The following is a 12426-nucleotide window of genomic DNA, read 5'->3' as shown; positions in this document are numbered from 1 at the left end:
GGTTACAAAATTACATTAACGTATGGGTTTAGTAACCGCAAAAGAAGTAGCCAAAGCTATTCAAGTAGACAAGTACGGCTTCTTTGGTACGTTCATAGGATGGTTTTTGATGAAGGTGACCAAAATATCACGTATCAATCGCTTTTATGACGACCACAAACATTTGGAAGGTGTTGCCTTTTTAGAGGCAGTGCTGGATCACTTCCAAATAAAGTTCGAAATTCCCGAAGAGGATTTTAAACGACTACCGAAACAGGGGGCTTACATTACCATATCTAACCATCCTTTAGGCGGAATTGATGGCGTACTGTTGTTAAAGTTACTATTGGCCCACAGGACCGATTTTAAGATTATAGCCAATTTTTTACTGAACAGGATCCAGCCGTTATCCCCTTATATTTTACCGGTAAATCCTTTCGAGAACCACAAGGAGGCCAAAAGCAGTATTGCCGGTTTTAAAAGTGCCATGAAGCACCTTCAGGACGGCCACCCCCTGGGTATTTTCCCTGCCGGGGAGGTCTCTACCTATAAGGACGAGAAACTGATCGTAGACCGCCCTTGGGAAGAGGCAGCCATCAAATTGATTCGACGGGCAGAGGTACCAGTTATCCCCATCTATTTCCATGCCAAAAACAGCCTTTTATTTTATAGGTTATCCAAAATAAGCGATGTCTTTAGAACGGCAAAGTTACCTTCTGAAGTCACTACCCAAAAAAATAGGCTTATTAAGGTTAGAATTGGCCATCCTATTTCGGTTCAGACCCAGAAAGACCAGGAATCCTTGGCCGACTTTACTGATTTGTTGCGCCGAAAGACCTATATGCTCTCTAATGCCTTTGAAAAAGAGCGCTTGATAGATAAGGTCCCCCATTCCTTAAAAATACCAAAATCCCCAAAAAAGATCGCTCAGGGCGTTAGTAACGACGTATTGGAGAAAGAGATCATAAACCTTAGGGAGAAAGATTGCAAATTGCTACAAAGTAAGAATTACGAGGTGTTTTTGGCAAAAGCCTCGGATATCCCATTAATTTTAAAAGAAATAGGAAGGCAGCGCGAGCTAACCTTTAGAGCCATTGGCGAAGGAACCAACAATGCCATTGACCTGGATAAGTTTGACAGCTATTACCGCCATTTATTTCTTTGGGACGACGAAGAAAAAGCTTTAGTAGGTGCTTACCGTATGGGCATCGGGTCCGAAATATTTAAGGAACACGGTATAGACGGATTTTATTTACAGGATTTATTTCGGTTTGAGCCGGAACTCTATGGAATGATGAAAAATTCTATTGAAATGGGCCGCGCCTATATCGTAAAACAATACCAACAAAAACCCATGCCGTTATTCTTGTTATGGAAAGGTATTGTACACACCACTTTAAGATTTCCGGAGCATAAATATTTGATCGGTGGAGTAAGTATTAGCAACCAGTTCTCTAACTTTTCTAAATCCCTGATGATAGAATTTATGAAAAGTAACTATTGGGACCCTTATGTGGCCCAATATATACGTCCAAAAAAAGAGTTTAAGGTAAAATTAAAAGACGCCGACAAGGATTTTATCTTTGACGAGACCAAGGCAGACCTCAATAAGTTTGACAAACTCATTGAGGAGGTAGAGCCAGGAAACTTACGACTACCGGTATTGATAAAGAAATACATTAAACAAAATGCCAAGGTAGTGGCCTTTAATGTGGACCCCTTGTTTAATAATTCCGTAGACGGCCTTATGTACATTAAGATCGCCGATCTGCCAGAGAGTACGGTAAAACCTGTTATGGAAGAGTTTCAGGCAGAGTTGGAACGCAAACTTTCGGAAGGACAACAAGAAACACCCTCCGCCAATTAATTATAGTAGAAGCCCCTCCTAAGGTCGTTCATAGGACAAACGAATATATAAAAGGCCCGATGTATTGCATCCGGCCTTTTTTCTTTAGAACCAGGGTTTTCTTCCTACCTGATAGGTATTGTAAAAGTCTTCATCTGTTTTGGTAAGGTATATGATTCCTTCTATGAACGGTATTATTCCCGCTATTCCACAAGTAACCACAGAGGCCACTATCTGAATAATCCCCTCTTTTGTATAGCCCAATATAAATTTATGAATACCGAGGTACCCTAATAATAGTGCCAATAATCCGGCTAAAAGCTTCTTATTCTCCCCACCGGCGCCTTTTAGGCCTTCTGCAAACTCATCGGCTGTTTTCTTGGCTTCACTTTCAAAATCTTTGGCAGCTTCCTTGCCTTCTTTAGCAAAATCCTTGGCCGACTCTTTGGTTTCTTCAAAGGCCTTTTCGGCTTTTTTCCCTAGATCTTTTGCCTTCCCTTTGGCTCCTTTTAGAGAGTCTTTGGCTTTGTCTCCTAAATCCTTATTTTCTTCTGACATGGATGATTGTTATTTGGTTAATAGCACCATTAAATTAGGGATTTTTTTTGGATTAAAGAAAAGCCTTGTCATTTGGTTCCCACAACTCTAATTTGTTCCCGTCCGGATCCAGGATCCATCCAAATTTCCCATACTCGTATTCTTCTATTTTCCCAACAACGGTAACCCCTTCCTTTTCTAAAACTTCCAAAAGTTCCACCAGGTTCTCTACCCTAAAGTTCATCATAAAAGGGGATTCACTGGGCTTAAAATATTTGGTATCGTCCTTCATTGGGCTCCATTGGGTCACACAGTCTTTCCCCTCTTTATCCTTCCACCAAAAACTACATCCGTATTGATCCGTATTTAATCCGAGATGTGTGCGGTACCATGCTTTAATTTTATCGGGGTCTTTTGTTTTAAAGAAAAAACCTCCTAAACCAGTAACTCTATTTTTCATAAGCGTTTTAAATTAAGTTTGCTTTTTGATATAGTTTTACGCCCTTGCCCACCATGGCCTTAATATCTTTTTCTAGCTTGGCATCCCACTTTTTAAACCGAAAGCAGCTTTTTCCTTTTAAGCAATTTCGCAAGGAAGCCGAAATTCTCTGAAATTCCTGACCATGGGTATCCATAGGAAAGAAATACAATCGCACCTCTTTCGATTTTGGTACAATACTGGCAAAGTAATATCCGCCCGCACTCCCTTCCCCCTTTAGGGCCGCTTTGGCACCACAGAATTCCATGACCGAGGCATCGTGCATTCTGATCCGTAAGGGCGGTACATGCGCCTTTAATATAGCCTGTAAACCACTTTGTATCCCTGCTAACTCCATTGTTTAAAGTTACCAATTCTTTTGTTAGTGTTCCCAAGGAAAGCGGTCTTCCCATCTTTTAATTTATTCTCCTGAGAACATAAAGATAGCCGTTCACCATTTTTCCAACCTCATTGCATACAAGTGGACCGTTTAATGGGAGCACATCGATACATTGGAAGGCATGGCATATAGCTGAGCTCAAAATTTTTGTTTCCCCCAGCCTTATAATTTGGGCGTTCCCTCCTACGTCGGTCGGGCTCTTGGCTATATCCCTTGCTCCGCTGCGGGGATGCCGCCGCCATCCCTAACGCGGTATTCTGGCAACAATTATCTATGGGGAATTTAGAAAATGGGATGGTTTGAGGATTTGGTAATTAGAAGAGCACATGGATATTGCGGTGGACAAAATAGAGCCTTCAAATAAATATAGCGCGTCTGCTCTCTTTCCGATTTACCTTGCTGAGCTACGAAAAATCAATAGAAGTGAAGTAGGTGCTTTGGATGGTGATAGTAAACTATTGCTTTTATATATCCCAGACGGTGAACAACACTAAACTAGGACGTACAAGGCATAAAGCCGACTGGGGCATTGGAAGTTTGCAAAATCAAACCATGGAGGCAAACATCAGAAGATAGCCATGGCCAATTTTGTGGTAAAAAAGAAGAACCTTCCTTTCCGTTTCCCTTGCCTCACAGGCAATGGTTCACTATAGAAAAGAAGGTTCTTTACTTATAAGGAAGGCAGTTTATTTGCCTTGGTTCCCCGCAGTTTCCGTAGGACTAAAACGCCCTTTTACTTTATCGACCACGGTCTGGGCCAATTTAACTTTGCTTTCTACGGTCCAGCCTGCTACATGCGGGCTTAGCACCACTTTATCGGAGGCTATGAGGTAGTTGAATGCCGCTGGCAGTTCTCCTTCGTCGAACATATTTTCGAAGGACTTTTTCTCGTACTCCAGCACATCCAATCCTGCTCCCAATACCTGACCGCTTTCTAGGGCCGCTACCAAATCTTCGGTCACCACGCACTTCCCACGGGCGGTGTTAATGAGCCATAAAGGATGCTGAAAACCTTTTAGGAAATCGGCATCGATCATTTTCATGGTATCCTCGGTCTGTGGCACATGAAGGCTAAGGACCTGCGATTTCTGTTGTAGCTCCATAATGCCTACTTGTCGGGCATTTTCGTCTCCTACCCCTCCTACGATATCGTAGCAGAGCACCTCACAGTCGAAACCACGGAGTTTTTTGGCAAAGGCCTTCCCCATATTCCCATAACCGATAATACCAACGGTTTTCCCGTCCAGTTCTATGCCGCGGTTTCCTTCGCGGTCCCATTTTCCTTGGCGTACTTCGCCATCGGCTTTGTTTAGTTTATTAAAAAGAGACAATAACATCCCCAAGGCGTGTTCCCCTACCGCATTTCGGTTTCCTTCTGGAGCCGCCGCTAGGAAAACACCCAATCTTTTGGCGTATTCCGTATCTATATTTTCCAATCCGGCACCTAGACGACCTATAAATTTTAAACGACTTGCCTTATCTAAAAATTGCTTGTCCAAGGTAAACCTACTACGGATAATAATGCCGTCGTACTCATGGATTTTCGCTTCTATTTCTTCTTTTGAAGAGGTATAATCCTCCTCGTTAGTATACCCCATTTCCGCAAATTGCGTTATAATTAAGGGATCGTTTACGTCTAAATGTAGAACTTTCATAACTACTATTACTTCTTTGGTTTTCTTATTGGTTTTGTGTCCTTACACACTATTTATTGTATTTTAATGCAAGTAACAGGGGTGCCTTATGGTCATTGTAACCATAGGACGCACATGGTATTAAAATCAGTATTTAGGTTAAATCTATAGCCACCCTTTGGCCTTGCAGGGATATAAAGATATTATTTTTTTGCACTAGGGATTGCAGCAAGTTACCGTGTAACGCGGAAAGCCCGACACCGACAAAGGAGGTGTAGTGCCCTAGAAATTCAAGATCACCTTAGCGATGGAGAAATAGATCAAAATACCTAAAACGTCATTGCTGGTGGTAATAAAAGGTCCCGTTGCAATAGCCGGATCGATTCCTCTTTTCTGTAAAAAAATGGGGATAAAAGTCCCTATTATGGCGGCGTTTACAATTACAGTCACCAAGGCGATGCCCACGGTCAGAGACACCAAATAGGAGGTATCGAACCCAAAATGGCTGATAAACAAGAACACAAAGGCCAAGGCCAAACCGTTGACCAGCCCCAACAAAAGTTCTTTCCCCAAGCGGCCCCATACTTCTCCCTTTATAGTATCATTGGCGAGTCCCTGCACCACAATGGCCGAGGATTGCACCCCCACGTTCCCGGCCGTAGCCTGCATAAGGGGAATAAAGGCCAATAGAATGGGAAATTTCACGAACGCCCCTTCGTACACATTAATAATACTTGCGGCGCCTATACCCCCCATCATTCCTATAAAAAGCCAAGGAAGGCGCGCCTTTGTAAGTTGCCAAATACTATCGTCGGCCTCCACATCTTGGGAGATACCCGCTGCCAATTGGTAATCTTTTTCAGCTTCCTCCTTTATAACGTCTACAATATCGTCAATCGTAATACGCCCTACCAGGCGCCCAATTTCATCGATCACCGGGATGGCCTCCAAATCGTACTTGGACATTATCTTGGCCACTTCCTCTGGTTTTTCGTTTACATTTACATAATCGACCTTTGGAATATAGACGTCTTTAATATTGGTTTTGGTAGAGGTAGTCAGCAAATCCTTTAAAGAAAGGCGTCCCTTGAGCTTATCCTCGTCATCTACCACATAAATAGAGTGTACACGGGTAACGTTTTCTGCTTGCGCCCTCATTTCCTTGACACAGGTAAGCACGTTCCAATTTTCGTTTACCTTCACCAACTCCTTCGCCATCAGTCCACCTGCCGAATTTTCGGAATAGCGCAATAGGTCTACAATATCCTTGGCGTGTTCCCTATCCTCGATTTCAGAAATTACTTCCTGAACGATTCCCTTCGGAAGCCCCCCAATAATATCCGCGGCATCATCGGTATCCAGCTCATCCAATTCCCCTGCAATTTCCTTGGCAGAGAAATTACTGAGAATAGCTTCTCTAACGTCTTCATCTAATTCCGTAAGGGTTTCCGAAGTTTTTTCACTATCGAGGAGCTTCAATAGATAGGTAGCATGTTCCTCGTCGAGTTCATTGATGATCTCGGCGACATCGGCATAATGCACCTCTGCCAAAAGAGACGCCAATTCGGTTTCCCTTTTGTTTTCTATAAGCTCTTCTATTTTTACTAGAAGTTCGTCTGTAAGTTTAAACGGTATCATTCTCTATCTTCTGTGTCAGCGCGATGAAATCTGAAACACTCAATTGTTCCGGACGTTGGCCAAAGATAACATCTTCTTTAAGAATATCGGAAAGGTTCATGGTTTTTAAGCTGTTCCGAAGGGTTTTTCTGCGCTGATTAAAGGCCGCTTTTACGACTGTTTTAAACAATTTTTCGTCGCATCCAATATTGAGATCGGCCTTCCTTGTTAACCGCAACACCCCAGACGCTACTTTTGGCGGGGGGTTAAAAACTTCGGGGCCTACGGTAAATAAATATTCGGCATCGTAAAATGCCTGTACCAATACGGACAGAATGCCATAGGACTTACTGCCTTCCTTTTCACAGATACGTTGTGCTACCTCTTTTTGGAACATGCCCGAGAATTCCGGGACCTGTTCTTTGTACTCGAGCATTTTAAAAACGATCTGGGTAGAGATATTGTAAGGGAAGTTTCCCGAGATGGCGAACTGCTCTTCGCCAAAGAGTTCCTTTAGATCGTACTTTAAAAAATCGGCCTCTAGCACCTTAAACGTTCCTTTGCGATGCATCAGTTCGTTGTGTTCCAAAGGAAAGCTCTGGTTGAGATACTCTATGGACTCTTGATCGAGATCCATGGCCACCAAATCGATATCTTTTTGCAACAAATATTTGGTAAGCACCCCAGTTCCAGGGCCTATTTCTATAACATTCCTATAGCCCTGGAGTTGTAGGGCCTCTCCAATCTGCTGTGCAATGGTTTCGTCTTTTAAGAAATGCTGTCCCAAGTGCTTTTTTGCCTTGACCGGACTTTCTTCCCGCCATGATTTTTTGAATTTACCCTGCTTTGACTGGTATTCTTTTTTTTGCTTTTTGCTCATAGCTTTAAAAGATCTTGTGGTTATTGTTGGCTGACAATCTCTAGTTCTGTTCTAAAGGACACGAACTTACCTGCAAACAGTTCCTCACATTTTCTCCTTAGAAGATCGGCATCCTCATCAATATACCTCTGAAGCGTTTCCTTGGAATCGGTAGTATACTGAACCGAATAGGTAACCCCGCCCATATCTTCTTCTATCAATACACGGGTCATTAAGGCCTTGGAAAATTTCCCTGTTGCCAACATTTCGGGGATATGGCTTTTTTTCATCCAAGACAACCAGTCTTCATGGATGGCTTCTTCAATATTGGTCGTTACATTATAGATATACATAGCTTGTGTTCTTATTATGCCCCATATGGTTGGAGCCTTTGTTTTTATATGATCGTTTTATTTATATTGCTCTTATACGGTCCGTATACATCTTTATAATTGCCAGTGTCCCCGATCAGTTCAGGGCATCGCCCCTTAGTGTCCTATAGTTTTTACGGGCTTGCGGAAAATAGTAACTATCTTGGTAATTATAGATTATTTTCTCGTAATGTGCTTTCGCTTTTTCGGGTTCATTAAGGTATTTTCGATACAGTTCTGCCAGTTCAAAATTAGCCTCGTCGGCCAAAATTCCGTTGGCATAAAAGGCCACTATTTTTTGAAAATTGAATTCGGCCTTTTCATATTCCTTTAAAGAAATTAATAGTTGTCCTTGTCGCAACAGGGCCTCATCTTCTATTTTTTCTCCTTTGTGCTGGCTAAGGATTTCTTGAAGTTTATCTATGGCTTCCACCGTTTTGTTTTGATAGGCTAAAAAGTCGGCCCGGGCATATTTTTTCAGGGCCACCTGCGTAGAATCTTCAAAAGAATTATCGGATATCAACAGGCTCAACTGCATGGCATCGTTTGCTATGAGTTGGGATGTAGATGCCCTCAGTACTTTTAACTGGGTAAGGGCCCAATCGAAATCGCCTTTATAAAAACTGGTTTGGGCCACTTTAAAACGTGCTTCCTGTCCTAAGACATCGTTTTTAAGGTCTTTTTGTATCTGTGAAAAATAAATCAGCGCCTGATTGAACTTTTGATCGTAGACCAGTATATCGCCAAGGGTATTTTTTACATACGATTTTTCATATTTGTTCAAGGGCAGCTCCAAACTTTGGGTCAGTAACCTTATCGCCGGTGCCGGAGAATCTGTTTTAAAGGTCAAAAACTTGGCATAGGCCAATTGCAATGACAGTGATTCCCTATGATTTCCATAGGCCTCCAAAAGGTTCTCGAAACGCTCCCTCACTTTTGGCAAGTCTTTGTCTTCTGCCGTCAAAAGCGTTATTTCTATTCGTTTCAACTGGGCGCTTAACACCTCTTGGGCATCCCAGGCATTGTCGGCAACGTATTGAAAAACCTCTTCCGCAACATCGGTATCGTTTTCTTCCAAGGCCAAATCGCCCAAGCTCTGTAATCGCTGCAGCGAAGTAGCCTTGTCTCGTTTATAAATGGCCTTTTCCTGTACCAAGGCACTTTTATACTGTTTTTGCTGGATAAAAAGCCAGCTTAATAACTGATTCCATACGATATCTGGACTTTTTTGCGCACGTTGGAGCAGTATTCTTTTTAATTTTATGTTGTTGGGGCTTTCCGGATCCGAGGTAATAAAATCGCTAATATTCCGAAGAACGTTTATGGGAGAGGTCCGCCCTTCACTGATTAGGGTGAGATACGCTTCGTACATCTTTTCTATATTTCCCTGCTCCCCATAGATCCGTGCCATCTGAAAATTGTAATCTATTTTTTCGTTTAAGGCCATGGCCTTGGCGTAGGCTTCTAGGGCATATTCCAAGAGGGCATATTTTTGAAATCTTTGACCGATCCCGAAACCGTAATTTGGATTTTTATCGATGACCTCTAGGGCAGTCCTATAATATTGTGTCGCCTTTTCCGGTTGCCCTTGAAGGGTATAATTATACCCGAGCTCAATAAACATCGTGGGCACCGTTCTCTCCGAGTTGATGTTTTCTAGCAACAAGGATTCTGCCTTGGAATATTCCTCTAGTTGCTGGTAACAGGCCACAAGCTTATCCGTATAATCTGTCCGTCTTGGATTTTTAAGGACCAATTTCTCATAAAAAACCACGGCCTTATCAAAGTCGCCCTCATTAAAATATTGTTTCGCCAAGAAATCTTCTTGGGAAACTAGGGTTTGGGCGCAACAAAGGGCGATTATAAAAAGAAATATCCTCAAGTTGATTTTTTTTTCAAAGATACGCAGAATGTACAAAAGCGGACGGCAAGGCCACCCTAAAGAAATAATTTTTAATAGTTGTTCCCCTTTAAAGAAGTCAAATCAATAAAAGATTATCTTTAAACCTTCATTTATTATAATTGGTTGGACTATGCGGACAAAAATTGCCCCTAGCAGCTTTGCTTTTTTTAAAGCGTTCGTTTATATTTTTGTACTGCGCTTCTTTTTGGCAGGCTTGCCATTATTAAGGTGGCTTTTTATAGCCTTCCCAATCTCGGAAGGGAGGGGGGCTAACCAATATGGGGGAAACTTTTTAAAAGCAAGCATCGACCTTGCCCTAAAGGAAAATTTCGTATCTACTTTTAATAGGGGTATCGCCCAGCAATAGCAATGTTGAAGCATATTCATTTTATAATAAACCCAAAAGCCGGTGTTGGCAACAATCGCTTGGACCTAGAAGCACTTACCCCATATTTTAGAAAAGAAGAGTATACTATTACCCTGAAGTATTCTAATTATAAAAAACAAGCCCTGGAACTGACCCAAGATTCTATTCGGGAAGGAGCCATTATTATTGTGGCTTGCGGGGGCGATGGAACTATTAATGACGTAGCCTCTTGCCTTGTGGGCACCTCTATTCGGCTGGGCATTATTCCGTTTGGATCGGGAAACGGCTTGGCTTCAAACCTAAAAATTCCTTTGACTACGGACAAAGCCATAGCAGTTATTAAGCAACATGAGGTTGTAAACATTGATGTAGGACTAATAAACGAACAATATTTCTTTAGTAATATCGGTTTTGGTTTCGATGCCGACATTATTAAAAACTATGAAGCTTCCGAGATGAGGACCATTAAGGGGTACATAAGAGCATCCATAAAATCTTTTAGGGAGTATAAAAAAGAAAGAAACATAGGCGTAAAGATCAATGACTCGGATTGCATAAAGAATCCATTTATGATTTTTATTTCAAATTCTAACGAAATGGGCTCTAATATAAGCCTTACGCCAAAGGCTTCCTTACACGATGGGATGTTAGATGTGTTAATTGTTCCCGAAATCAGTAAACCCAAAATGTTGCTGTTCGGTATGCTGATGCTCATCCGCAAGCCGCATTGGCTTAAAGACATCAAATCCTATCAGACCAAAAACCTTAAAATCAACAAGGAAGCGGGAAATACCTTTGACTCCCAGATAGACGGCGAATTTCACAAGGTAAAAAACGATCAAATCTATATTTCTGTATTAGAAAAATCTTTGGGTGTAATTGTTCCTCGCGGATATAGCGATCCTATTTAAATATTCTAGGAAGGGAGCTACCAAAATTTGCCAATTTCCCTCTTTTTTCCAAGCTTATTATGAGCAGCCAAAAGCCCGTACATTTCTTCTCAAGGCTCTGTATCGGCCGTTGAAATCCTAAAAAAAACGGCCTTTTTACCTTTATAAAAGCAAAAAGGCCGTTATATCATTAATCCGACTGGTATTTCTAGCCTATTCTATCGAAACCGGTATACGGTCTCAACACTTCCGGAATCTCGATGCCGTCTTCTGTCTGGTAATTTTCCAAAATTGCGGCCAATACTCTTGGCAATGCCAAGGAGCTCCCGTTAAGGGTATGCGCCAATTGGCTTTTCCCATTTTCGTCCTTGTACCTTAATTTCAATCGGTTGGCTTGATAGGTTTCAAAATTAGAAACCGAACTTATTTCTAACCAACGGTCCTGTGCTGTAGAAAAGACCTCAAAATCAAAGGTAAGGGCCGCTGTAAAACCTAAATCGCCCCCGCAAAGTCTCAATATTCTATAAGGCAGTTTTAATTCCCTAAGGATATTTTTTATGTGTTCTACCATCCCGTCCAGGGCCTGGTACGATTTCTCCGGATGTTCTACCCTCACAATTTCGACCTTATCAAATTGGTGCAAGCGGTTTAATCCGCGGACATGGGCGCCATAGCTACCTGCTTCTCTCCTAAAACAAGGAGTATAGGCCGTATAGCGAATAGGGAAGTCTTTTTCATTTAAAATTTCGTCCCTAAAAATATTGGTCACCGGTACCTCTGCAGTAGGGATCAAATACAGATCATCGGCCCCTACATGGTACATTTGTCCTTCCTTGTCCGGCAATTGTCCGGTACCATAACCAGAAGCTTCGTTTACCAAATGCGGCACTTGCATTTCGGTATAGCCAGCTTCGGTATTTTTGTCCAAGAAATAAGAAATCAAGGCACGTTGTAACCTTGCTCCTTTTCCTTTGTAGACCGGGAATCCTGCTCCGGCGATTTTCACCCCCAATTCAAAATCGATGATATCGAATTTTTTGGCAAGTTCCCAATGGGGAAGGGCATTTTCTACTAGGGCAGGTATTTCCCCTTCCTTAAATATCTCTTCATTGTCTTCTTCCGAACTTCCTGCAGGAACCGACTCATGAGGTATGTTTGGAATTTGATACAACAAGGCCTGAAGCTCTTCTGCCTTACTGCTCAGGGCTTCGTTCAGCGTTTTGGACTCCTCCTTTAAGACGCCAGTCTTTTCCTTTAAAACATTAGCTTCTTGGGCCTTTCCGCTTTTAAACAACATTCCAATCTCCTTGGATAGCTTGTTGGATTCGGCCAAAGTATTGTCTAGCTTGGCTTGTAGGGAACGACGGTTTTCATCCAAGTCTAAAATGTTTTCCAACAGTGGAAGAGCATCAATATTTCGCTTTTTTAAAGCCGTTATTATTTGCTCTTTATGATCTCTTATTACTTGCAGCTGTAACATGTATTCTTATTTTGAAGGGCAAATTTAAGGTAATCTTCCGATTTAAGTCCTATATTTAAAGTAGA

General features: G+C 42.0%; 11 protein-coding genes. 2 read left to right on the top strand and 9 right to left on the bottom strand.

Annotated elements, in window-relative coordinates:
• Window positions 1–22 precede the first annotated feature (22 nt).
• Window positions 23–1846: a GNAT family N-acyltransferase gene (locus tag BUA16_RS13870; RefSeq protein ID WP_072765357.1), complete on the top strand. Its 1824-nt coding sequence runs from the start codon at window positions 23–25 to the stop codon at window positions 1844–1846.
• An 84-nt stretch (window positions 1847–1930) separates the two neighbouring features.
• Here BUA16_RS13870 and BUA16_RS13865 read toward each other — a convergent pair whose 3' ends face one another.
• The 8 genes from BUA16_RS13865 to BUA16_RS13830 form a co-directional block, all read right to left on the bottom strand.
• Window positions 1931–2383 carry a TM2 domain-containing protein gene (locus BUA16_RS13865; protein ID WP_072765356.1) on the bottom strand — a complete coding sequence of 151 codons (453 nt, stop codon included), beginning with the start codon at window positions 2381–2383 and terminating at the stop codon, window positions 1931–1933.
• A gap of 52 nt (window positions 2384–2435) precedes the next feature.
• Window positions 2436–2822 (bottom strand): VOC family protein, encoded by a 387-nt coding sequence (locus BUA16_RS13860; RefSeq protein WP_072765355.1) that lies wholly within the window; start codon window positions 2820–2822, stop codon window positions 2436–2438.
• A 7-nt stretch (window positions 2823–2829) separates the two neighbouring features.
• Window positions 2830–3198, bottom strand: coding sequence for a hypothetical protein (locus BUA16_RS13855; protein ID WP_072765354.1), 369 nt, complete (start codon window positions 3196–3198; stop codon window positions 2830–2832).
• 728 nt (window positions 3199–3926) lie between these two features.
• A complete protein-coding gene (locus BUA16_RS13850) occupies window positions 3927–4895 on the bottom strand; it encodes a 2-hydroxyacid dehydrogenase (protein WP_072765353.1) in 969 nt (322 codons plus the stop codon).
• A gap of 261 nt (window positions 4896–5156) precedes the next feature.
• Complete coding sequence (gene mgtE, locus BUA16_RS13845; protein WP_072765352.1) at window positions 5157–6512, bottom strand: magnesium transporter; 1356 nt, start codon at window positions 6510–6512, stop codon at window positions 5157–5159.
• Window positions 6499–7371 (bottom strand): 16S rRNA (adenine(1518)-N(6)/adenine(1519)-N(6))-dimethyltransferase RsmA, encoded by an 873-nt coding sequence (gene rsmA / locus BUA16_RS13840; protein ID WP_072765351.1) that lies wholly within the window; start codon window positions 7369–7371, stop codon window positions 6499–6501. The genes mgtE and rsmA overlap by 14 nt, the downstream gene beginning before the upstream one ends.
• A gap of 20 nt (window positions 7372–7391) precedes the next feature.
• Window positions 7392–7703: a DUF4286 family protein gene (locus tag BUA16_RS13835; protein WP_072765350.1), complete on the bottom strand. Its 312-nt coding sequence runs from the start codon at window positions 7701–7703 to the stop codon at window positions 7392–7394.
• Window positions 7704–7818: 115 nt separating this feature from the next.
• Window positions 7819–9603, bottom strand: coding sequence for a tetratricopeptide repeat protein (locus BUA16_RS13830; RefSeq protein WP_072765378.1), 1785 nt, complete (start codon window positions 9601–9603; stop codon window positions 7819–7821).
• A gap of 390 nt (window positions 9604–9993) precedes the next feature.
• Between BUA16_RS13830 and BUA16_RS13820 the strand changes: the two genes are divergently transcribed.
• Window positions 9994–10902, top strand: a complete 909-nt coding sequence (locus BUA16_RS13820) for a diacylglycerol/lipid kinase family protein (protein WP_084668509.1) — start codon at window positions 9994–9996, stop codon at window positions 10900–10902.
• A gap of 187 nt (window positions 10903–11089) precedes the next feature.
• On the opposite strand, the gene serS is transcribed toward BUA16_RS13820, so the two are convergent.
• The gene (gene serS / locus BUA16_RS13815; RefSeq protein ID WP_072765348.1) at window positions 11090–12361 is read right to left on the bottom strand and encodes a serine--tRNA ligase; all 1272 of its coding nucleotides are present in this window, start codon (window positions 12359–12361) and stop codon (window positions 11090–11092) included.
• Between the last annotated feature and the right edge of the window lie 65 nt (window positions 12362–12426).

Source organism: Arenibacter nanhaiticus (assembly GCF_900141935.1).
GTDB lineage: Bacteria > Bacteroidota > Bacteroidia > Flavobacteriales > Flavobacteriaceae > Arenibacter > Arenibacter nanhaiticus.
Note: the sequence above shows the minus strand (reverse complement) of the source record. Positions and strands in the feature narration are given on the sequence as shown.

Bases quoted from the DNA above. Each gene is read 5' to 3' on its own strand.
- BUA16_RS13870 (WP_072765357.1), top strand. From the start codon at position 23: ATGGGTTTAGTAACCGCAAAAGAAGTAGCCAAAGCTATTCAAGTAGAC.
- BUA16_RS13865 (WP_072765356.1), bottom strand. From the start codon at position 2,383: ATGTCAGAAGAAAATAAGGATTTAGGAGACAAAGCCAAAGACTCTCTA.
- BUA16_RS13860 (WP_072765355.1), bottom strand. From the start codon at position 2,822: ATGAAAAATAGAGTTACTGGTTTAGGAGGTTTTTTCTTTAAAACAAAA.
- BUA16_RS13855 (WP_072765354.1), bottom strand. From the start codon at position 3,198: ATGGAGTTAGCAGGGATACAAAGTGGTTTACAGGCTATATTAAAGGCG.
- BUA16_RS13850 (WP_072765353.1), bottom strand. From the start codon at position 4,895: ATGAAAGTTCTACATTTAGACGTAAACGATCCCTTAATTATAACGCAA.
- mgtE (WP_072765352.1), bottom strand. From the start codon at position 6,512: ATGATACCGTTTAAACTTACAGACGAACTTCTAGTAAAAATAGAAGAG.
- rsmA (WP_072765351.1), bottom strand. From the start codon at position 7,371: ATGAGCAAAAAGCAAAAAAAAGAATACCAGTCAAAGCAGGGTAAATTC.
- BUA16_RS13835 (WP_072765350.1), bottom strand. From the start codon at position 7,703: ATGTATATCTATAATGTAACGACCAATATTGAAGAAGCCATCCATGAA.
- BUA16_RS13820 (WP_084668509.1), top strand. From the start codon at position 9,994: ATGTTGAAGCATATTCATTTTATAATAAACCCAAAAGCCGGTGTTGGC.
- serS (WP_072765348.1), bottom strand. From the start codon at position 12,361: ATGTTACAGCTGCAAGTAATAAGAGATCATAAAGAGCAAATAATAACG.